General features: G+C 60.5%; 23 protein-coding genes. 3 read left to right on the top strand and 20 right to left on the bottom strand.

The genetic code is table 11. From position 1 onward, the window contains the following. Nucleotides 1-67: 67 nt before the first annotated feature. The 6 genes from BR00_RS08405 to BR00_RS08380 all read right to left on the bottom strand — a co-directional run bounded on the left by BR00_RS08405 (nt 68) and on the right by BR00_RS08380 (nt 4,436). Nucleotides 68-364 (bottom strand): YggT family protein, encoded by a 297-nt coding sequence (locus BR00_RS08405; protein ID WP_496477143.1) that lies wholly within the window; start codon nt 362-364, stop codon nt 68-70. Between the two features lie 25 nt (nt 365-389). Continuing rightward, complete coding sequence (locus tag BR00_RS08400) at nt 390-1,079, bottom strand: HAD family hydrolase (RefSeq protein ID WP_496477142.1); 690 nt, start codon at nt 1,077-1,079, stop codon at nt 390-392. Beyond that, on the bottom strand, nt 1,076-2,728 hold the full coding sequence (locus tag BR00_RS08395; protein ID WP_496477141.1) for an AMP-binding protein: 1,653 nt from the start codon (nt 2,726-2,728) through the stop codon (nt 1,076-1,078). Before BR00_RS08395 ends, BR00_RS08400 begins: the two co-directional genes overlap by 4 nt. Before the next feature lie 9 nt (nt 2,729-2,737). Beyond that, nucleotides 2,738-3,307, bottom strand: coding sequence for a helix-turn-helix domain-containing protein (locus BR00_RS08390; RefSeq protein WP_496477140.1), 570 nt, complete (start codon nt 3,305-3,307; stop codon nt 2,738-2,740). Further along, a complete protein-coding gene (locus BR00_RS08385; RefSeq protein ID WP_496477139.1) occupies nt 3,304-3,999 on the bottom strand; it encodes a hypothetical protein in 696 nt (231 codons plus the stop codon). Before BR00_RS08385 ends, BR00_RS08390 begins: the two co-directional genes overlap by 4 nt. A 74-nt stretch (nt 4,000-4,073) precedes the next feature. After that, entirely contained in the window at nt 4,074-4,436 is a 363-nt protein-coding gene (locus BR00_RS08380) for a hypothetical protein (protein ID WP_496477138.1), read from the bottom strand. 148 nt (nt 4,437-4,584) lie between these two features. Between BR00_RS08380 and BR00_RS08375 the strand changes: the two genes are divergently transcribed. Continuing rightward, a complete protein-coding gene (locus tag BR00_RS08375; protein ID WP_496477137.1) occupies nt 4,585-4,782 on the top strand; it encodes a twin-arginine translocase TatA/TatE family subunit in 198 nt (65 codons plus the stop codon). Between the two features lie 34 nt (nt 4,783-4,816). On the opposite strand, the gene miaA is transcribed toward BR00_RS08375, so the two are convergent. From miaA to BR00_RS08355, 4 genes are read right to left on the bottom strand one after another with little or no spacing between them, the layout of a single operon-like run. Beyond that, nucleotides 4,817-5,737: a tRNA (adenosine(37)-N6)-dimethylallyltransferase MiaA gene (miaA, locus tag BR00_RS08370; protein WP_496477136.1), complete on the bottom strand. Its 921-nt coding sequence runs from the start codon at nt 5,735-5,737 to the stop codon at nt 4,817-4,819. Continuing rightward, on the bottom strand, nt 5,734-6,225 hold the full coding sequence (gene coaD / locus BR00_RS08365) for a pantetheine-phosphate adenylyltransferase (protein ID WP_496477135.1): 492 nt from the start codon (nt 6,223-6,225) through the stop codon (nt 5,734-5,736). The genes miaA and coaD overlap by 4 nt, the downstream gene beginning before the upstream one ends. Then, nucleotides 6,210-6,752: a 16S rRNA (guanine(966)-N(2))-methyltransferase RsmD gene (gene rsmD, locus BR00_RS08360; RefSeq protein WP_496477134.1), complete on the bottom strand. Its 543-nt coding sequence runs from the start codon at nt 6,750-6,752 to the stop codon at nt 6,210-6,212. The genes coaD and rsmD overlap by 16 nt, the downstream gene beginning before the upstream one ends. Further along, nucleotides 6,753-8,402, bottom strand: coding sequence for an MBL fold metallo-hydrolase RNA specificity domain-containing protein (locus tag BR00_RS08355; RefSeq protein WP_496477133.1), 1,650 nt, complete (start codon nt 8,400-8,402; stop codon nt 6,753-6,755). A gap of 99 nt (nt 8,403-8,501) precedes the next feature. Here BR00_RS08355 and BR00_RS08350 point away from each other — a divergent pair, with 99 nt between their 5' ends. Next, nucleotides 8,502-9,347: an HDOD domain-containing protein gene (locus tag BR00_RS08350; protein WP_496477132.1), complete on the top strand. Its 846-nt coding sequence runs from the start codon at nt 8,502-8,504 to the stop codon at nt 9,345-9,347. Between the two features lie 90 nt (nt 9,348-9,437). Here the strand turns inward: BR00_RS08350 and BR00_RS08345 are convergent, their stop codons facing one another. From BR00_RS08345 to pilM, 5 genes are all read right to left on the bottom strand, one after another. Further along, entirely contained in the window at nt 9,438-11,372 is a 1,935-nt protein-coding gene (locus tag BR00_RS08345) for a type IV pilus secretin PilQ (protein ID WP_496477131.1), read from the bottom strand. Between the two features lie 182 nt (nt 11,373-11,554). Further along, complete coding sequence (locus tag BR00_RS08340) at nt 11,555-12,079, bottom strand: pilus assembly protein PilP (protein ID WP_496477130.1); 525 nt, start codon at nt 12,077-12,079, stop codon at nt 11,555-11,557. Then, nucleotides 12,076-12,699, bottom strand: coding sequence for a type IV pilus inner membrane component PilO (locus BR00_RS08335; protein WP_496477129.1), 624 nt, complete (start codon nt 12,697-12,699; stop codon nt 12,076-12,078). Before BR00_RS08335 ends, BR00_RS08340 begins: the two co-directional genes overlap by 4 nt. Further along, nucleotides 12,692-13,279, bottom strand: a complete 588-nt coding sequence (locus tag BR00_RS08330; RefSeq protein WP_496477128.1) for a PilN domain-containing protein — start codon at nt 13,277-13,279, stop codon at nt 12,692-12,694. Before BR00_RS08330 ends, BR00_RS08335 begins: the two co-directional genes overlap by 8 nt. Then, nucleotides 13,276-14,331 carry a type IV pilus assembly protein PilM gene (pilM, locus tag BR00_RS08325; protein WP_496477127.1) on the bottom strand — a complete coding sequence of 352 codons (1,056 nt, stop codon included), beginning with the start codon at nt 14,329-14,331 and terminating at the stop codon, nt 13,276-13,278. The genes BR00_RS08330 and pilM overlap by 4 nt, the downstream gene beginning before the upstream one ends. A 179-nt stretch (nt 14,332-14,510) precedes the next feature. On the opposite strand from pilM, the gene BR00_RS08320 reads away from it, so the two are divergent. Further along, nucleotides 14,511-16,037 carry a flagellar hook protein FlgE gene (locus BR00_RS08320; RefSeq protein WP_496477126.1) on the top strand — a complete coding sequence of 509 codons (1,527 nt, stop codon included), beginning with the start codon at nt 14,511-14,513 and terminating at the stop codon, nt 16,035-16,037. Here BR00_RS08320 and BR00_RS08315 read toward each other — a convergent pair. Genes BR00_RS08315 through BR00_RS08295 form a run of 5 tightly spaced genes read right to left on the bottom strand, consistent with a single transcriptional unit; the run spans nt 16,034 to nt 21,546 of the window. Continuing rightward, a complete protein-coding gene (locus BR00_RS08315; RefSeq protein ID WP_496477125.1) occupies nt 16,034-16,822 on the bottom strand; it encodes a histidine racemase CntK family protein in 789 nt (262 codons plus the stop codon). The genes BR00_RS08320 and BR00_RS08315 overlap by 4 nt on opposite strands. Before the next feature lie 49 nt (nt 16,823-16,871). Beyond that, nucleotides 16,872-18,776 (bottom strand): selenocysteine-specific translation elongation factor, encoded by a 1,905-nt coding sequence (gene selB / locus BR00_RS08310; RefSeq protein ID WP_496477124.1) that lies wholly within the window; start codon nt 18,774-18,776, stop codon nt 16,872-16,874. Then, the gene (locus BR00_RS08305; RefSeq protein WP_496477123.1) at nt 18,767-20,137 is read right to left on the bottom strand and encodes an aminopeptidase; all 1,371 of its coding nucleotides are present in this window, start codon (nt 20,135-20,137) and stop codon (nt 18,767-18,769) included. Before BR00_RS08305 ends, selB begins: the two co-directional genes overlap by 10 nt. Nucleotides 20,138-20,190: 53 nt before the next feature. Then, a complete protein-coding gene (locus BR00_RS08300) occupies nt 20,191-20,349 on the bottom strand; it encodes a rubredoxin (RefSeq protein ID WP_496477167.1) in 159 nt (52 codons plus the stop codon). Nucleotides 20,350-20,358: 9 nt separating this feature from the next. Beyond that, nucleotides 20,359-21,546 carry a S1 RNA-binding domain-containing protein gene (locus BR00_RS08295; RefSeq protein ID WP_496477122.1) on the bottom strand — a complete coding sequence of 396 codons (1,188 nt, stop codon included), beginning with the start codon at nt 21,544-21,546 and terminating at the stop codon, nt 20,359-20,361. Nucleotides 21,547-21,551 lie beyond the last annotated feature (5 nt).

Genomic DNA, 21,551 nt, shown 5'->3' with positions numbered 1-21,551 from the left:
CGACCCTTGCCCAGGTTCTCTGGGCAGCCGTGTCTATCTCCAGCCGACTATTTCGGCGCCATACCCATCACAAGAACATCATTCTTCCAAGCAGTTGTGCAAGAAAAACCTGCACAAACTTGATGGCCAGCATCACAACGACCGGAGAGAAGTCAATCCCGCTCATGAACGTGAACGGCATCCACTTCCGGACGCGATAAAAGACAGGTTCGGTCAAGGAGCGGATACCACGAACAATGGGGTTGTATGGATCAGGATTCACCCATGAAAGCACCACTGCTGCCAAAATGATCCAAAAGTAGAGCGAGAGCACCGTATCCAGAACAAAATATACAGCACTCACAAAACTGGTAATCACTGCCATGCCGACTCCTAGGCAAAGATTTCGTTCAGCGCGATGCCCCGGGGGCACCACCCAAAACGTATGCAAACCAATGCCGCAGATCGGCAAAACTGTCCACATGGAGCTTGGCTGGGAGTTCGGGGTTCCGGTACGCCCACAAGGGCACGCCCGCCGCGGCGGCGGTGGCGGCATCCACCTCCGAATCCCCCACATACGCCACCTGCTCCGGCGCCATGTCCCAATAAGCCAAAATCCGGTACAGCCCTTCCGGGTCCGGCTTGGGCCGTGCGACCTTGGCCGCGGTCATGACCGGAGCGAACAGGTGGGCCATTCCAAACCGTTCCAGCACCATCTCCATGGAGTTTTTGCGGTTCGTATTGACCGCCAAACGAATCCCCCATCCGTGGAGCGCCTCGAGCACGTCATGGACCCCCGGGGCCGGGATCATGCGATCGAGAAAATCCCCATAGGTCATATGGCCTTGCAACGCCTTGGCCTGGGGGAGCAGGTGCGCAGGCACCAAATAGGCCAGGACGGCGTCCACGGTGTGCATGTACGCGTACTCTTCGGCCTCCGGGCTCATGGGAGGCAGACCCAAACGCTCCAAAATGAAGTTGTAATACGCCCGGTTCACATCCCGGGAGTCGAAGAGTACGCCGTCACAATCAAACACAACGCCCTGCACACGATGCACTTCGGCAAGCACATGCGCCGGGGGCGCCGCGGCTCCTGTCATTTCATCGCCTCGGGGAACATCTGCGCCGCCAGCTCGCGCAATTTGTATTTCTGGATCTTCCCGCTTGCCGTCATGGGATATTCCTCGAGGAAAGCAATGTATTTGGGAATCTTGTAGCGGGCGATCTTGCCGCGGCAAAAGTCCTTGATATCCTCCGGGGCATAGTCAAAGCCCTCTTTGAGGATGATGAAGGCCCCCACCTCTTCGCCGTATTTGCGACTGGGGACTCCGACCACCTGCACATCCTTGATGCCTTCCATACGGTACAAGAACTCTTCAATCTCCCGCGGATAGATATTCTCGCCACCGCGGATGATCATGTCCTTGAGACGGCCGGTAATACGCACGTATCCCTGCTCGTCCATGGTCCCCAAATCACCGGAATGGAGCCACCCTTCCACATCGATGGCCGCAGCCGTGGCATCCGGATTATTGTAATATCCCTTCATGACGTTGTACCCGCGGCAGCATACCTCCCCCTGCACTCCAAAAGGAACCGGCTGGTTGGTCTCCGGGTCACGGATGGTCACCTCGATCTCCGGCATGGCCCGACCCACGGTTTGGGTCCGATGCTCAATACTGTCGTCCACCCGGGTCTGCGTCATGACCGGGGAAGCCTCGGTGAGGCCATAGCAAATGGTGATTTCCCGCATATGCATCTTGTCGATGACCTTTTCCATCACCGGCACAGGACATGGAGCTCCGGCCATAATGCCTGTTCGGAGCGAGGAAAGATCATAGCGGTCAAAAGAACGATGCTCGAGTACGGCAATGAACATGGTTGGCACTCCATAGAGTGCCGTACACCTTTCTTCTTCCACTGAAGAAAGGACCATAAGTGGATTGAAACTTTCCAGGATCACCAGGGTTGCTCCGTGGCTCACTGCGGCAAGCACTCCAAGAACGCATCCAAAGCAATGGAAGAGCGGAACCGGTAAACAAATGCGATCCTTGTTCGTGAAACGCTGGTTTTCACCAATCCAAAAGCCATTGTTGCCGATATTGTAATGCGTGAGCATCACACCATTGGGAAATCCTGTAGTTCCCGATGTGTACTGCATATTGACTACATCGTGCGGAGAAAGGCTCGCTTGACGTGCCTGGTAGTCTTCCTCGCTCACCATGCGGGCAAGGCTCACCACCTCCGGGATGGAATACATGCCCCGATGCTTTTCCGGCCCCATGAAAATGACCCGTTTCAAATCCGGAAAGCGCTCACTCTGCAAATAGCCCCGCTGCTGTGTCTTGAGCTCGGGGACGAGGTCATACACGATTTGCACATAGTCCGTGTCGCGGAACGAATCGATGAGCACGAGGTTCTCGGCTTCCGATTGTTTCAGAAGATACTCCAACTCCGCGGACTTATAAAAAGTGTTCACCGTAAGCAAAATAGCGCCAATCTTTGCCGTAGCGAATTGGAACACCACCCAATACGGCACGTTCGACGCCCAAATGGCGACTTTTTCACCCTTTTGGACGCCAAGAGCCATAAGCCCCTTGGCGACCTCATCAACCAACTTGCCGAATTCCCGATATGTCAACCGAAAGTTTCGATCGACATACACGACTGCTTCGTTGTCTGGATACTGCGCGATGGCTTCATCAAGCATCTGGCCCAGAGTGATTTCTCGCAGAGCAGGCCTCTCCATAGCGATCTCCTATTCGGGGAAATACAATACTGCGTAGATGGATGCCGGCGCGTTTCCATGACAACGCACCAGATGGGGCACAATGGAGTTGAGATATATGGAATCTCCTGCGCTGAGCACATAGGTATCCCGGCCATAGACGATCTCCACTTCACCGCTCACCACAACGATGAATTCTTCGCCCTCGTGACTGGAAAGTGCGGCGTCGCAATCAGCAGGCTGGGGGGCGAGCTCGATGAAAAAGGGCTCCATGTGCCGGTCTTTTTTGCCTTTCCCAAGCGAATAGAAGGTCAGGCCCACCGAACAGTCTTTGCCCCGCATATGCAACTCTTCGTGGCGCTCTCCCTGACGCACGACCACCGGGTCTTGCCCCAATTCGTCATCGAGAAAAGTCCCCAAGCGGACGCCCAGCGCCCGGGCAATCTTGAGCAACGGCCCCAAGGAAGGATAAAGGGATTCCTCCTCCAAACGCTGGATGAAATCCAAGGCAAGGCCGCTGCGCTCGGCCAATTGTTCCCGCGTCATCTCCGCCATTTCCCGAAACCGCTGGATTCGCGCACCCAACTTGTCCGTGTTCATACTGCCTCACATTCTGGTTGAGTCATCATCACGACCACGCGCCCGGAGGGCGAGCCACGGAATGCCCTCCCCAAAGCGCGTACCACCGTATCATCCAAATGGCATACGAAGCGCCCATGCTCTCCCCGGATCCAGGAGACGCCGGCCTCGCGCCATTGCGCTGCTACCGCTGCATCGGTCACCACAAAAGGAATCTGCGCAGGCACCACCTGATCCATAGCCCACACCAGAGGCTGCCAGTCCAATTCTTGCGCCGAACTTACCAAGTCCACCTCCGGCATCTCCAAGGACATCAGATCGTCGGCCTCCACCCCTAAGCTCTCCTTCCACTTTTGCTGCGCTCGGGCCAAGCGGACTTGCTGCGCTCGGAGCTCCACCAGCGCCTCTTCTCGAGTGAGCTCCAAGGCCAAGAGCACTTGAATCTGACGCAAACGCTCCGCCTCGGGGTCGTGGGCGGAGACGCCGCCAGTGAGCTGGGAACGGATGTCCAAGGTGGTGTCCGTGTAGAAGTCTTCCGGTCCCGCAGCCACACGGGCCGTCAAGTCCGCGGGCCGCGCCGCCTCCGCGGCCTGACGCATATACTCGGCCACAAGCCGCCGGATCTGACTGTCCGTGTAGGGCCACTGCGGCCGCCACCGGGGGACATCATACCCCTGTACGGCGATGCCAGGGTCAAGCACTGCGCACTGCACAGGCACCCCTGACGGTATAAGGGCTGGATGGAGCCACGGGAAATGAATGAACGTCGGCTGATGCATACCGCTCCTTATGAACGACGAGGATGAAAGCGTGAACAACGTCCTGCACATGACGGCAGGCGCAACACACACACCGAATGCCGCAAAAAACGGCAAACACCATCATCCCCCGTCTGGGCCTGGAAGTCCAGACAATCCCACGGGGATGCCAGCACCCGGTCTCCCCAACGCGACCACGCAGCCAATGCCCCGGACACTCCAGCCTCCTGTGCTGCCAGGGCCCCGTCATAGGTGCGCTCCAATGCGGCCAGCACCACACAAATGACGGTCTCGTCCCAGCCCGGATTTTCCACCTCGGACAGCCAGCAATGGCCATACACCCAATACTGACACCCCTGACCGGACAGACGAAGCACTGCAGCAGGCATCATTCTCCTCTCGAAAATCGATTATACATACCTTGCCGCAAAAAACCAAGTCACAAAATCGGGAATACTCCGGCGCTCCCGCTGACATCCTCGTATTGACCACGCCCCCAGGGCGCACTAGGAAGCGGGCATTCATCCCAAGGAGGTACGCATGTTCGGCATCGGCATCCCGGAGCTTCTCGTCATCTTGGTTATTGTGCTCGTCATTTTTGGCGCCAATCGGCTGCCGGAGATTGGGGCTGGCATGGGCAAGGCCATCAAAAATTTCAAAAAAGCCACCAGCGAACCGGAAGAAATCGACGTCAGCCCCAAAAAGGACGACGCCCCGTCGGAAACCAAACAAGCCTAGCTTCCCCGCGCCCCGCAGCAGCGAGGCGCGGGACCTACTCCCGTTTTTCCAGCGCCCGACGCGCCCACTCCACCATACGTGCATGGTCGGTGGGCGCAACCCAATGCACCTTCTCTTTGCGAAACCACGTCATCTGTCGCTTCGCGTAGGCGCGTGTGTTGGCCAGCCAGGCTGCCTGCGCTGTGGCCAGATCCATTTCTCCATGGAGAACCGCCAAGAGTTCCGGACACCCGATGCCAGAAAACCCCGGCGCGCTGCGATTGGGGCAAATGCGCCACGCCTGTGCCATTTCTTCCAGCGCCCCGGCGGCCAGCATGGCCTGAATGCGTTGGGCGAGTCGGGGGGTCAACTCCGACAAGGTCGCCGCCAGGCCCAAAACCACGCCCCGCACCAAGGCCACCGGCCGGGTGCGGGCATGCCACAGCGAAAGCGGTTCTCCTGTGGCATCAAAGACTTCGAGCGCCCGGCAAATCCGCTGGCTGTCCCGTGGATGGATGCGCGCCGCGCTCACGGGGTCCACTTCCGCCAAACGACAGTGCAAGGCCTCCGGGCCATACGCTCGACAACGCGCAAGCACCGCAGCACGCACAGCCTCGGGAATAGGCGGCACCGGCGCAATGCCATGCAAAAAAGCGCGGAGATACAGGCCAGTGCCGCCCACGAGGATCGGAAGCCGCCCCATGGCCCGCACCTTCTCCACGGTATCCGCCAATTGCCGGGCAAAACTTCCTGCCTGCACCGGCTCGTCCAGGGGCAGATAGCCATAAAGCAGATGCGGACACCGTGCCTGCTCCTCGGCTGTGGGCTGGGCAGTGACGATGGGAATATGGGCGTAGACCTGGCGCGAATCCACGTTGATCACGGCCCCATGGAGGGCTTCGGCCAAGGCCAGGGCGGCAGCCGTCTTCCCGGTGCCCGTGGCTCCGACCACGCAGAGTACAGAGGGACGGTTCATGCCGTTGCCGCCAGGCGCTCCCGCATACGCCCGGCCACCACTGCAGGCACCAGCCCCTCGATGCTGCCTCCCAAACGCGCCACGTCTTTGATGATGGTCGAGCTGATATACAGCCATTTATAATCCGTCATCATAAAAACAGTATGGATGTTGGGCTCGAGCTTTCGGTTCATGAGCGCCATTTGAAACTCGTATTCAAAATCGGAAACAGCACGTAATCCACGAATAATAGTATTCACTCCACGAGACTGAGCATACTCTACGAGCAGCCCAGAAAAGGACTCCGCAATAACACGTGGATTTTGCTGAAAGACCTCTCGAACCATTTCCACACGTTCATCCAAGGAAAAAAGCGGATTTTTTCCCGAATGCACTGCAACCGCAACAATGACCTTGTCGAAAATATCCAAACTCCGGCGCACAATACTCACATGACCATTGGTCAGTGGATCGAACGTCCCGGGATAGATGGCTATTCGCTCTGCCATATACGTATCCTTGTTTGTCCATAGAGCGTGTCCCGCACCAAATTCCATGGGGTGGGGGAGACGTCCAATGAAGCTTCCGTCTCCGCCACCACCACTGCGCCAGGAGCAAGCAGCGCAGGAAGCGCCGCAAGCACCGGCGCCAAAAGTCCACGTCCATACGGGGGATCCACGAAAACCACATGATACGGTCCGGATGCACGCTGCACCCAACGCAGGGCGTCCATACGCACCACGACGGCCTGCGCAGCCGTCAGGCCCAAGAAGCGAATGTTGTCCTGCAGCACTCGCGCCGCAGACGCCGCCAACTCTACGAAGACGGCCTGGGACGCCCCCCGGCTCAAGGCCTCAAGACCAAGGGCACCGCTGCCGGCAAAGACGTCGGCCACCTGAGCCCCCTGCCAGCACACCCCGAGCGATCCAAGGGTTGAAAAGAGCGCCTCCCGCACCCTCCCGGTGGCAGGACGGTAGCCCGGCCCACAGGCGGTGCGCAGCACCCTCCCCTTGAACACACCGGCAATGATCCGCATCTAGGCATCCGCTCCTGAGGACTGGGGCGCCGCCTCCGCCATGCGCAGCTCGGACAGAATTTCGAGGAGCTTGGAGTTGATATCCACAATGGTCCCTCGGATTTCCACCTGGCTGGTATGCCCCAGCCGATCCAAATGCCGCACCCGGTCCTGCACCTGGGCAAGCTTGCTCTGCGTCTCTTCCAGCAGAAAATCCCAATCGATGCGCGGGGCAAGATCGTGGCGGGAGGTGAGTTGGAAGACACCGCCCGGTTCCAAGGTGCACTCGTCCAAATAGTCGGGGATGTGCACGGCGTAGCCAAAGCGCTCCTGGATGATCCGAGCGAACTCCTGCTGCGCCGTGTACTCACCATGGACCAAATACACCTGCATGGACGGCGAACGAAAATGCCCCAGCCAGTCCAAAAGCTGGCTCCGCCCCGCATGGGCGGAAAACCCGCCGATGGTGAACACCTTTGCCCGCACGGCCAATTGCTCGCCCAAGATACGGATGGACGAAGCACCGTCCACGATACGCCGCCCCGGAGTGCCCTGGGCCTGAAAGCCCACGAAAACCACGGACGCGCCTTCCCGCCAGATGTTGTGCCGCAGATGGTGTTTGATGCGTCCGGCATTGGCCATGCCGCTGCCGGCAATGACAATGGCAGGGCCCTGCTGCGCGTTGATATTGCGCGACTCTTCCACGGTCTGGGCAAGCTGCAGGCCCGGGACCGAGAGCGGATCCTCTCCGGCGTCGAGCACGGCACGCGCCTCATCATCGTAAAACCGGGCATGCTTGCGGAAGATCTCTGTAGCCTTGATGGCCAGAGGACTATCCAGAAACACCGGCATGTCCGCCGGCAGCTTTCCTTCTTTGGCAAGGATGTGCAGGGCAAACAGGATCTCTTGGGTGCGCTCCACGGCAAAACTCGGGATCAGGACCTTCTGGCCGTGACGGTAGCTATAGGCGATGGCCTCCGCCAACTCCTGGCGACTGGAATCCTCGTTTTTGTGGTCGCGATTGCCGTAGGTGGATTCCAAAAACAGAAAATCCGCCTGGTCGATGGTCCAGGGGTCCGGGACCAAGAGCTGATGAGGTCGGCCCAAATCGCCAGAAAACACGCACTTGGTCTCGCGCCCTCCATCCTGCACCCAAATCTCCACAAAAGCGGAACCCAGGATATGCCCAGCATTACGAAAGACCACCCGCACCCCAGGCTTGGGGGAGAACTCGCGGTCATACTCCACCACCTGGAGCCTCCGCACCGCAGCCAGGGCGTCGTTCGCGGTATAGAGCGGTTCCTCAGGCAGGCCTCCTGCACGCTGTTTCTTCGTGCTGCGCCAACGGGCTTCCATCTCCTGGATGTGCGCACTATCCTGTAAAAGGATTTCCACCAGATCCCGGCTGGGCGCGGTGGTGTACACAGGACCAACAAAGCCCTGCTGCACCAAACGCGGCAAGAGACCGCAATGGTCCACATGGGCATGCGTGAGGAGGATGAAATCCAGCTCTCCCGGGCGATACATCCCCGCCTCGTCCCAGTTGCGCAGCTCCATGGCCCGGTTCCCCTGGTGCATGCCGCAATCCACGGCAAAACGGGTTTCCCCCGCTTCCAATACATAGCACGAACCCGTCACCGTTCGTGCCGCCCCCAAAAACGTTACTTTCATCCGTCGCTCCTCAGCCATGAGTCCATCATAACCCCTTGAGCTTCACACCCAAGGCACCTACACTTGACCGCACCTTCGTTGTCCATTCAAGGAAACCGCATGCTTCGTCTCGACGCTTTAAACGACCACGATCTGCCGCCCATCAAGCCGGCGGTCCTTCGCTTATGGCAACTTCTCGGTTCCCGCAACGCCACCCTGAGCGAGATCTCCGAGGCCATGAGTGCCGAACCCGTGCTCTGCGCCCGCATCATGGCCATCGCCAACTCGCCCCTGTACCGAGGAGTGGAAAAAATCACCTCCCCCCACAAGGCATTGGTGCGCCTGGGGCTACGGGAAGTCCGCGGCATCGTCTACTACCTCACCCTGACCCAATCCCTTTCTGAGGCAGGGCTTCCCCAAGGTTTTCCTCTCCGGAAACTCTGGGGGCATAGTCTCGCCACGGCCTATTTGTGCCAGCAAATCCCTGGCTACTTTCCCGCCCTCCTCCCTTTGACCGAAGAAGAGCGAGAAAGTGCGTACCTCACTGGCCTGCTCCATGACATCGGCTACCTCATCATGGCAAAATTGGCGCCCGAGGCCTTTGCGGAACTCATGACCATCTGGATCACGGCCGAAGAACCACCGCTGGATGCCGAAGAACGCCTCTTCGGCATGACGCACCCGGTGGTGAGCGCCAAGGCTCTCAAATTGTGGGGGTTTTCCAAGGAAATCCAGCTTGCGGTCTATGGCCATCACCGACTGGTGCGGGAAGACGCACCGGCCGCCATTTTTCTCCTTAAACTCGCCGATTGCCTCGCCACCGAAGGTGGTTATGTTTTCAATCCCGCCATCAGCCCCCTCCAAAAACGAGCCACCATCCCCGAGAAACTCTTCTCGGTGGACTTTACCCCCACCATCCAGGACGTGAGCATCAAAACCGACGCGCTCCTGGGCCAAATGCACTAGGGCCGCCAAGATCTCTTCCCGGCCTTTCCTCCAACAAAAAAAGGCCCTTCCGCGGAGGAAGAGCCCTGGGTGTATCGAGAGACCCTCACCTTACAGGATGCGTGGATGCAGGAAGATCAAGAGCTCCTGCTTGGACGAGGCGGTTTCATCCTGCCGGAAGAGCCGCCCCAAGACCGGAACGTCCCCCAACCCTGGAATCTTTTCCGTCGCCGAGCGATCCGATGCCTTGAGCACCCCGCCGATGACAATGGTCTCGCGGTCACCGACGATCATCTTGGTGCGGGCCGACTTGGTTTCAATGTCCCGCCCGGTGGCCGTGGGACTATCGTCGCTGATCTCCACATCCAGGATAAGCTTGTTGTCCGGAGTAATCTGAGGCTGGACCGAAATCTTGAGCACCGCGTCCGTGTACTCCGTGGTGGTGCCGCCGCTCTCCGACTCCCCGCTCGTGGCAAGCTTGATGCCCTGCTTGATCTCGGCGCGGTTGTTGTTGAGAGTCACAATCCGCGGGGAGGAAACCGTTTTCACCAAGTTCTTGGTCTCGCCAAGACGCAACGAGGCGTCCAAGGACCACAAATCCTTGCCCAGGATCTTACCAATATTTCCCGCCAGGCCAAGGCCTGTGGTGCCAAAAGGCGTATTGAATCCCGAGGCCGATGTATCCCACTGATACTGCTCGTCGTCCCGCGCAGACTCGTCCTGCATGGTCGCGCCCCACTTGATGCCAATATCCCGCTGAAAGTCATCGGTGGCATACACGAGACGCGCCTCGATGAGCACCTGCCGTTCCGGACGGTCGAGCTTGGCGATATAACTCTGTACCTTTTGCAATACGGGATCAATATCTGTCACAATCAAGGTATTTGTACGACTATCGGCAGAAATCTTACCTCGAGGAGAAAGCAGTTCCCGCACCTTCGACTCGAACTCCGCCGCAGTACTGTAGTTGATCTGGATAAACTCCGTACGTGTAGGGAGAACATTTTCCAGACTCTCTCTAGCCCTAGCTTCAGCCTCACGTGCCCGCTGTAACTCTTCGTTTTCCCGTCGCAGTTGCTCTAATGTAGCAATGCGCAATAAATTTCCCTGCTTCACCATGCCCAAATTCTTTTGCAGCAAGATCAAATCGAGCGCCTGATCCCAAGGAATATCCACCAGCTTCAGAGAAATCGTCCCGGTGACACCTTCGTCGAGGATGAGGTTGTAGCCCGCGATTTCACTGAGCAGTCGCAGTACATGCTCCACCTTGGCTTCCTGAAGGTCCAAAGTAATGGGCGTTCCGTGGTACTCTTTTTTCATGCCGGGAAAGATGGTGCCTGGATCTTGAGGCTCGGACGCGGCCGTGGCAGCGGGGATGGCCATTTTCTGAGCTGTCCCCACCGAAGGAGATCCACCGCGCTCCACGGCCAGACGCAACCGCGTGACCCCGCCTTCCCGGGCTACGGTGAAGGCCGGCCGAGTGACTCCGGTGAACACCAGCTGCGCGTCACTCCCCACGTTGAGGGCCTGCACCCGCTCGATGGGTTGTCCCCCCTCGATGCGGTACACCTTGGCCACTGCAGGCGAAAACTGCGCCCCAGGCAGGACGACGGCAAACGCCTCACCCTTGGGCCCGGGGGTTACCCGAATCGGTGCCGAAGAGGAAAGCAGAACGGAGAAATCGTGCTCCGAGGTGGCAAATTCCACGGCGTCCACGAGCGCTGGTTTGGTGGAGGCAGGCGGCGGAACCGTCTCTCGTTCGGCCTCTGCCGGGGCAAGCAAAAGACGCGCCCGAGCGCCCTCTCGAGACAAGAGGTAACGTACCGGCTCCATAAGATCGACGGTCACGGAAGAGACCATCCCGTCCCGTGCATCGAGGCCTACCCGCTGGACCACGCCGGCAGGCGCGGCGGGAATAAATTCCGGGACCGCCGGGGTAAAATGCACCACAAAGCGCCGGCCCATGTCATAGTCGACGAACACTTCCGAAGGCGTCGGGGCAGGGAATTCCAGCAACGTGCCTTCCGCCACCTTCTGCAACGTCATGGCTTCCAACAGAGGGCGGGACGCAACGTCCGAACTGGCTTGGCTTACAGATGCCGCACGCTCTGCAGCATGCACCTCCCCTTCCGGCGTAGGCCCAACAGGGCGAACGGTTGTGCACCCGCAAACCCAAAAAAACGCCACCATCACAGCCCATGTGTATATCTTCTGCATACCCCACACCCCTATTCGCTTGGACGCAGCGAGAGCGTCACCGTCTGGGTCTGCTCTTCGCCAAGAATATCATAGGTCTTTTCTTCCACAATGAGGGCTCCGTCACGAATCTCTTTGATAATGCCCCCATAAAGGCCAATACCCATCCCTGGACGCACGATGAAGCTCTTGCCGTCAGGCATCTGAACCACACCCACAGCCCCACCGCCTTTGGGAGTCATCACGCCCACAAGTTTGAGCGTGCGCAGGTCCACGGTTTCCAGCGGGGTTGCAGGCTCCCGCTTCTCCTGCTGCCTTTGCATGGCGCTCCGGGCCTGCTCCACGGCGCGGAGCTGGATAAACGACATGAACGGGTCCGTGCGGCCCGCGGGATCATACGGGGCAAAACGTGGATGGATCCACGACGGCAGGGGCACCTCAGTGGCGTTTTCCGTAACATTCCCGGAATCCTGCACCCCGGCGGCCTCGGGGATGGGGTCCGCAGCCCATACCAATCCCGGGAGAATAAGCAGACCGACAACAAGGCAACGTATCATTGCTTCTTTCCCTGTTGCTTTTTGCGCGCTTCCATTTCAGCATCGGTGAGCGCCCGATACACCACCAGACTGACATTGGCGTTGAGGCGCTTTTCCGTCGGGGAAAAATCCGCCACTGGAGCGAACTGCACGCTTTGAATAGCCACCAGACGATCTAAGCGCGCCAGCTTATCGAAATAGCTCATCAGACGATGGAACGGTCCCGAGACCTGAATGGAAACCGATCTCGTGGCGTAAAAATCCGCTTGCGTCTCACTTCCTGGCTGAAACAGCAAAAACTCGATCCCCTCGTCCCGCCCCAGCTTCTCAAACGATGCCAAAAGTCGCTCCAGCGCCTGGGCATCCTCGGGCAGCAACGTTTTGGCATAGAGAAACTCCATCTGCCGGCGCTTGACGTCCCGCTCCAACTCCGGGAGCTTGGCCGCCTGCAAACGGTATTTGGCGATCTCCCCGTCCAATGCCTCCACCTGGCGCTGCAGTTGGGCGATTTCCGCCACTTGGGGATCGATGACGAAATACCACCATCCTGCCCCCAAAAGCGCGAGAGCGCCCAAGCCCACCAAGATCTTTTTCCACCAGGAAAGCCCCTGCCAGGCTGCCTGCAATGCCGCTTTATCCATGGGTGCCATCCTTCGAGACCGATGCTTCGTCTCCTGGGTCTTTCCCCACCACAGAACAGACAAAGGCCACCAGGCCACGGCCTTGCACATCGCGCCGCGAGGTCCGTTGAATGTCCACCCGAGCGATGAACGGCGATTGCCGCAGCGCCTCCACATACGCGGCAAAGGCCTGGTTATCGAGGGCCACGCCGGAAAGATTCATCTGCCCGCCAGCGCCCAGGGATAGGGATTCAAACCACAATCGCTCCGGCGGCATGGTGGCGACCAAAGCGTCGAGGAAACGCACCGGCAGCCCCTGGCGCATACGCACTTCCTTGATGACCTGGATGCGCTGCTCAATGGCCTTGAGCTCATCCACGTACTGATTGGCCTTGCCGATCTGCGCCAAAAGGAGCTTCTTGGTCTGACTGCGTTCCTGCACCGCTTGCTGCAGCGCCTGAACCTGGACATCGAAATACCAATACGAGCCCGCCAAGAGCCCTCCGACCACCACAAGGCCCAACACCGCCACAAAAATGATTCGTGCCTTGTCCGAGACCTTCGCCCGCTTGGGCTGTGGCAAAAGATTGATGGTAATCATGCAATCCCCCGCAGGGACAAACCAAAAGGCACCACGAATTGCGGCGCCACGGCACGCACAAACGCCGGCTGAAAGCGCGACTCCGGCACATCCACCCGTCGGAAGGGATCAAGCAGTTCCACCGAGACCCCCATCTCCGCAGCAAAGGCATCGGCAATGCCCGGCAAAAGGGCCCCGCCGCCCGAGAGAAAGAGCTGCTCCGCCACCACGGCCTCCGGCGTTGAGGATTCGTAAAAGCCGATGAGGCGTTTGACCTCATCGCACCACCCCGAGATGGTCTGCCGCACCACCTGGGCGACCGCCTCCTTGTCCGCAGCCGTCCCTCCATCAATACCGTGAAGCTTCAAACGCTCCGCCTCACTGCGACTGATCCCCTGCCGCTTGGCGATGGCTTCCGACAGGCTTCGGCCGCCGAAGCCCACTTCACGCAAAAACACCGGCTCAAACCCCATGAGCACGCACACGACACTCTGGGTCCCGCCGATGTCCAGAAGGTATGCAGGTTTGGTCTTGAATTCCGGGTAATTGAACTCAAAGGCATTACACACGGCAAAGGCGTCCACGTCCACCACACTCAAAGAAAGACCGGCCTGAGTCATAGTCTCTCCCAGGCCCTGCACCGCCTTTTTCTTGCTCGCCACCAAAAGCACTTCGTGGGTCTTTTCCTTGGTTCCCGGAGAGAGATACTGGTAGTCGAGAAAGACATCGGTAATGTCAAAGGGGATGTACTGCCGGGCGTCCCGATGCACGACCTCCCCCAAGAGCTTGGGGGACTCGGCCTCACACATCACCCGTTTCACGATGACCGAGTGGCCGGCCACCGAGGATACAACGACCTGGTCTTTGATCTCCAAGTGCTGGAGCAAGGCCGCCACCTTGGCCCCCGCCGTCCCCGGGGTATCCAACTCTCCAGGCGACCACGGCGCCCGCGCCAGATGTTCCAGACGCACCTGACTGCCGCGCACCGAAATCTTGAGGACCTTCAGCCATTCGCTGCCGAGGTCCACGCCGAGACCGACTTGCGTCTTGGAGAAAAAACTGAGTCCTTTCACGAAGATATCTCTCCTCGGCCAAACATTCCCGAACACTACCGATGCAAGCTAGGGCGTTGCTAGCAAGTGTCGGCACGCAATGCAAGCAGGAACCCGAAAGAAAGCCAAAAATACGTCTTTCTGGCATGCCCCCTGCTTAGGGTCTTCCAGCGGCATCTTTTTCCCAGTGGAGGTCTCCCATGGGTTTGTCCCCATCCCTCTATGTCGGTGCAACCGGCATCATGACGCACCAAACCGGATTGGATGTGGTGTCCCACAATATCGCCAACATGAATACCACCGGATTCAAGGCATCCACCGCGCACTTCGCGACCCTGATAAGCGAAACCATTCCCACAGGGACTTCTGCATTCCATCAAGTGGGCCAAGGGGCTTCAGTGAGTTCCATTCTACGTGACATGGACGTGGGCCCACTGGAGACCACGAGCATCGGCACAGACGTGGCCGTTGGCGGTGAATATGGCTGGTTTGTCCTTGCCGACGAGACCGGCGCCATACGCTACTCCCGGGCGGGCAATTTCCGCTTCGACAACGATGGGTATCTGCGCAATCCGGCGGGGCTCATGGTGCACGGGGTGCCAGCAGGATCCACCCAAGCAGGCACAGGAGAACCCATCCGTCTCACCCTCAGCCCCGATCCGCAGGATCCCACGGCCAGTGTCGCCGCCTCTCCCGGACAGGTCACGAGCGCCATCACCTTCGCTGCCAACCTCAACGCCGCAAGTCAGGACAATGTCCCGTCGAGCACCGCGCCCTTCACCGCCCTCTTCGACACCTGGGATGCCAGCACCAACACGCTTCCCAGCGGGGCCTACCTTTCCAGCATGACTGTTTACGATTCCACGGGCGCGGCCCACGATATTTCCCTGATCTTCGACCCTGCCGGCGATGCCCAGCCGCTGCAAAACGGACAGCGGATCATGGAGTTTCTCGTCACCACAGACCCCACGCACGACGGAAACACCGGCAAGAACACCAAGTTGGGCGTCCTCGGCGCAGGCACCCTCACCTTTTCCCCGGAAGGCAACCTCCTTTCCATGAGCCTTTTTTCCGGCACCAGCGATGACCCCGCAGCCTGGACCCCGGTGCCTTTGGACGAAGAAGGCTATCCGCTGCTGCCGGCGACATTTTCCGGGGCCGAGCCGCAAAACATCCGCCTGGACATGGGCCTGCGCGATGCCCAAACACAACCCGGCTGGATCAATCCCACCGCCACCCTGGCAAGCCTGGGGACCGATGCGGCGAACCTCCCCACGCTGGGATCCGCCAGCAAAAAGGCCCTGGCCATGACCAATTATATGGCCCCTTCGGCCACCATCACCCAATCCCAGGATGGTTTTGCCGTGGGCTATCTTCAAGACGTTTTCGTGCGGGCAGACGGCACCCTGGTGGGCAAGTATTCCAACGGCCAGGATCTCGACCTTGCCCAATTGGTGCTGGCGGACTTCACCAACCCCCAGGGACTGCGCAGTGAAGGCGGCAATCTTTTCTCTGCCGTGCCCGAAGCGGGCAGCATTCGCTACGGTTTTGCCGGTACCGGGCGACTGGGGCAGGTGCGGGGCAGCACCTTGGAACAAGCCAACGTGGACCTGGCCACGGAGTTCGTCCACATGATCATCTACCAGAAAGGTATCGAGGCCAATGCCAAGGTCATCACCACCGCAGACCAGGTCATCCAGACCGCCATCCAGAGCAAACGCGTCTAATCCCAAAAAAGCCGCGCCCGGGCGGTCACCCGGGCCGGGCCACCGAGCCACCATCCGGCAGGTGTTGCCGTAAGCTCCAAAGCTGCGCCGCTGGGCTGCAGCACCTCCACGCCGTGCGCCCACGGCAAATGCGGGAGCACGGACGCCAAGGCCATGGTGCCGGAGCCACACGCCGTCTCCAAGAGGGCGGTACCCGTGGCCTGCACCCAAACCACAGGCTGGATACGCAGCACGCCGCCCGCATGAGAAAACCAGATACACCCCACAGCGGCCTCGGTTTCCAAGCCCAAGCGCATACGCCACTGGGCGGCGTCTTCCACGCAGGTCTGCGCGGAAAAGAGAAAGCGCTCTGCATCCAAAAGGAGGTGGACAATCCCGGGAAGCCGCACCAGCCATGCCCCCGGTTCCACTTGCCGCGCCCGCCCCGCTCCCGAGGGAAGACGCACCCATGCCTGCCACACGCCGTCATGGAGGCTCGCCCGCAGCGCCACCGGTTCCAAAGCCCCTGCAGCGTGGACCACGACTTCCTCACCTGGGGCCGCCACCCCTTCCTCCGCCAGCAGCACCGCCAGCGCCCGGCAGGCATTTCCACAAAATTCTCCGCCCATCATGGCAAGCTGTGGCACTGAGCCTGTAAGGTCCACAAACCCGACCTGCTCCCCGCCGATGCCCAAGTCTCCCATGATCCACAGCGCCGCCGCTGCCCGCAGCTCGCTGGGCACCGGGGTACGCACCAGCACCGTGGGATTTCCCCCAGGCACGATCTTCACGCAGTCCAATTCCATGACTTCTCCCCAAAAAGAAAAAAGGGCCAGAAGCCCGGCCCGATACCGCTCAACGGCGCCGAAGCTGCCGCCGGTCCCCTACCCGCAAGGTGATCTTGACCTTATCCAGGTACTCCAAAAGCGGGATGGAATATTTGCGGGTAATACCGCCGCTGAGCTCGCGAAACTCCGCAGGTCCCATATCGGCATGTTCTGTGAGATAGGCCTGTACCCGCTCCACCAAAGCCGCCACGGCCGGGGCGTAAAACACCAAATCCTCACTGACCTTGATGAGCGTGCCCTCCTCCACCAGCATGCGCACCATGGGGGCTGCAGCCTTGGGGTCGATGTCGTGCTCGCCAAGGGCCTTGAGACTGGGCGGCATAAGCGCCGTCTCTGCAAAAAGGCGCACCAAGCGTTCCTTGAGCTCGCTTTGGCTCTCCCCCAACTCCACCTGGTGCGACGGCAGCCGCACTCCGTCCCCTTCGGCCGCCAGCGCCCCGCTCCGCACCAAGCGCTCGATCACGAAATGGGCGAGACGCGGAGAAAGCCCTCGGCCCCAACTGGAGGTGAGCTCAGCCCGGGAAATCGTCGCCCGCAAAGGTTCCTTGGCGTGAATAGCCGCCACCGCCGCCAGGCACTCGGTTTCGAGCCGGGCCTGCGCCGCGGCCCCGATCCAACGCCGATCGTCCCGGTCGAAGAGAAAGGCCTGCTGGCGGCTGGCCAAAAGCTGCAGCGCCCGATCCAAGGCCTTGGTCTCCACATCCGTAAGCACGCGGAGTTCTGCAAAGCTTCGGCCCGCTTCTGCGGCCAGATTCAATTGGGCCACAATGAGTTCTTCGCCTTCAGCCTGGGCCAAGGCCTCCAGGGCGGCTACGGCCTCGGGCTTGCGCCGCAAGCGCCGACCCAGGGGGTTGATGATGCGCCCGCCCGCGATGGTGCGCAACGGAGAAAAAGAACGCACGATGCAGCGGTCTCCAAAGACCGCAGGCAGGGGATCCGGCAGATGGATCTGGGCCATGGCCCGCTCTCCCGGCAAAAGCCGGTCCCGATCCACAAGGTGCACCCGAGCCAAGACCTCCCGGGCACCGTGATGCAAGTGCACCTCGGTACGATGGCGAATACCCCGCGGCGCCGAAGGCAAGCACGAGAGCTCCACGTCCCACACCGCCGCAGGAAACAAGGAATCCGGAGCAGCGAGCACGTCACCGCGTGCGACATCCGCCACCTCCACCCCTTGGAGATTGATGGCCGTCCGCTCGCCGGCCAAGGCGGTCTCCGCCGCCTGTCCATGCACCTGAATGGCGCGGACCTTAGCCACTTGCGCCCCAGGATAGATACGGACCTCTTCTCCCACGCGCAGCGCCCCCGAGATGGACGTCCCGGTCACCACGGTGCCGTGCCCCTTCATGGTGAACACCCGATCCACAGGCAGCCGAAAGAGATCGGAGCGGCGGTACGGCCCAAAGCGTGCCGCCACCTGCGCAATGGCCGCACGCAAGGCGTCCAAGCCCTGGCCGGAATGCGCCGACACGGCGATCATCGGGGCGTCGGCCAAAAAAGTCCCCGCCAGGTAGCCGCGCACCTCGTCCTGCACCAATTCCAGCCATTCGGGCTCCACGGCGTCCACTTTGGTCAGGGCCACGATACCGGTGCGGATCCCCAAAAGCGTGCAGATTTCCACGTGTTCCCGGGTCTGAGGCATGACCCCCTCATCGGCGGCCACCACCAGGAGCACGAAATCGATGCCCGCCGCCCCGGCCACCATGTTCTTCACGAAACGCTCATGGCCCGGCACGTCCACGATGCCGACGCGCGTCTGCGGATCCACATCGAGATAGGCAAAGCCCAGCTCGATGGTGATGCCGCGCTTCTGCTCCTCCGCCAGGCGGTCGCAGTCGATACCGGTCAGGGCCTTGATGAGCGAGGTCTTGCCATGGTCGATATGCCCGGCTGTACCCATGATCACCGGCATGGGAAGCCTCCCGAGCCATAAAACGCCGTATACGCATCCACCGTGGCGAGAAGATCGGCCACAGAGCTCACCTCAAAGGGGCTATGCATGGAAAGCACGCCGGGACCTAAATCCACCACCCGCATGCCGTAGGCCGCCAGATCCTTGGCCACCGTGCCTCCGCCGCCGGCGTCCACCTTGCCCATGACCGCCATCTGCCAGGGGATATCCCCAAGGATCTGGCGAAACCAGGCGACGTATTCAGCGTCTGCCTCGCTGGCGCCGTATTTGCCCCCATGACCGGTGTATTTGGAAAACACCGGCCCGTGCCCGAGCAGGGAGGCATTGGCCTTGTCGTGCACGTCCTGATAGTCCGGGTCCAACGGGCAATGCACATCCGCAGACACCGCCAGGCTCGCCAAAAACACCCGCCGCAGCGGAGTCCCTGGGGCCCAGGCATCCACCAAGTCTTCGAAAGTATAGTGTAAAAACCGGGATTTTGCACCACTGGCCCCTTCCGAACCGATCTCCTCCCGATCCCATACCACGAGCACTTGAGAAAATTCCGGGTCCGGCACGGCAAAAAACGCCGTAGCCGCAGCAAAGACGCAGAGCCGGTCGTCCTGGCCGTAGGCGCCGAGCATGGAGCCATCAAGCCCGACCCGCCGGGCAGGCCCTGCTGGCACGGCCTGGAGTTCCGCGCTCATGAGGTCCTCCTCCCCGAAACCAAAACGGTCGTACAGCAGGGCAAGCACGGCAGGGCGGACGCCTTCTCCTTCCGCTCCTCCAGGGTGGTGCCCCACGGCGAGATTGAGCTTCTCGCCCTCAAAGGCCTTGTCCACGGTCTGCTCTTTTTGGGCCTTGGCCAAATGGGGCAAAAGATCCAGGATGGTGAACACCGGATCTTCCGGGGCTTCGCCCACCACCACGGGATGCACGACCCCGTCACGAGTCACCACCACCCCATGCAGGGCCAGCGGCCGGGCCAGCCATTGGTATTTCTTAATGCCGCCATAATAGTGGGTCTTGAAGAGGGCCACCTGGGCCTCTTCCACCAAGGGGCGCTGCTTGAGATCCAAGTGCGGGGTATCCCCGTGGGCCGCCATCAGACGCACTCCATGGGCAAGCGAGCGGCGGCCCCGACGGGCAAGGATGACCGCCTTGTCGCGAAACGAGATACAGGCCGTGCCCTCACCTATGCCCTGGGGAAATCCATGAGAGGCCGCCTGCGCCAACAACCAATGCACAGTCTCGCGCTCGGTCTTGCACTGGGAAAGAAACGCCGCGCACTCCCGGGCGAGTTCCTCACGCCGCGCTTCATGCGTGGACGATGCATACCGGCGCCAGGCATTCACCGGCTGATACTCCCATGTCTGTACCATGCTTTCCTCACCATTGCGGCCTGCCCTCCAGCGGGGAGCAGGCCGGATACGTATCAATCGATTTTTTCGAAGTAGGACTTCTCCGCCCCGCACTTGGGGCAGACCCAATCCTCAGGCAGGTCTTCGAAGGCGGTGCCCGCCTGGATGTTGTGCTCCGCGTCGCCTTCAGCAGGGTCGTACACATAGCCACATGGACATTCCCAACGCTCCATCGCCATAGCCTACTCCTTACGGTTTTTCTGGTGCATGGCCTTGGCCAACGCGTGCCCCAGATTTCCAAGCCCTTGAGATCGCGAGGAAGCATACCGACGCCAATCGTCGCTGCGACCTTCGCTTGCGGGCGTCCCTGTGGGGCTTTCCACCAAGGCCAGAGAAAGTCTGCGCGCTTCCACGTCCACGGCTAAAATCCGCACGCGCACCGCGTCTCCAGGCCGTACCACCTCGTCGGGGCGCCGTACCCGCCGCCCCATCTCGCTCACATGGACCAGGCCTTCCACGCCCGGCCAGAGCTCCACGAAGGCGCCGAAATCCGCCAAGCGGGTGACCGTCCCTGCAGAGACCTCCCCTTCGTGCACTGCCTGCGTCACCCGCTGCCACGGGTCTTCGCCCGCTTGCTTGAGGGAAAGGGAAATGCGCTCGTCCCCGCTCTTGGCGTCCTGGCTGCGACCCAAAAACTTCACACGCACCCGCTCGCCCACGGACAGGATGTCTTCCGGCTGTACCCCTCGGCTCCAGGAAAGCTCGGAGATGTGCACCAACCCCTCCAAACCCGGAGCCACTTCCACAAAGGCCCCAAAGGAGGCCAAACGCGTCACGGTCCCCTCCACCACGTCGCCCTCACGCACGCGGGCAAAAAAGGACTCCTGACTCTGGCGGCGCTCCTCCTCCAAGAGTTTGCGCCGAGAAAGCACAATATTGCGGCCACGCTCGCCCAACGTAGTAATCACAAAACGAAAAGTCTGTCCCACCAGGGTCGAGAGATCCTCCACAGAGCGATCCCCGATCTGCGATGCCGGACAAAAGGCACGACGGCCGGCCACCTGGACCTCCACGCCGCCCTTGACCACCGCGCTCACCCGGCCTTCCACAGGCACCCCCGAGGCAAAGGCCTCTTCCAGGAGTCCCAGCCCGGCAACACCAGAGAGCGACCGCGCCAGACGCAGTTCCGACTCCCCCGCAGCCACCACGTACAGGTCGAGCACGTCGCCTTCGGCGACAGCAAGCTCTCCCTGTGCGTCCAGTACGTCTTCCCGCAACACCACGCCGTCCACACCAGCGCCCACGTCCACGAACACGGCGTGCTCGCCAATGGCCACCACTGTGGCCCGCACCCGGTCCCCGACCTTCGGCCGCGCTCCTGCGCCCTGACCTTCGTACTGGGCGAGCAGGGAAGCAAAATCCTCACTCATGACAA

The sequence above is a fragment of the Thermodesulfomicrobium thermophilum DSM 16697 genome (genome assembly GCF_059568695.1).
This window is presented reverse-complemented; position numbering and strand designations above follow the sequence as displayed.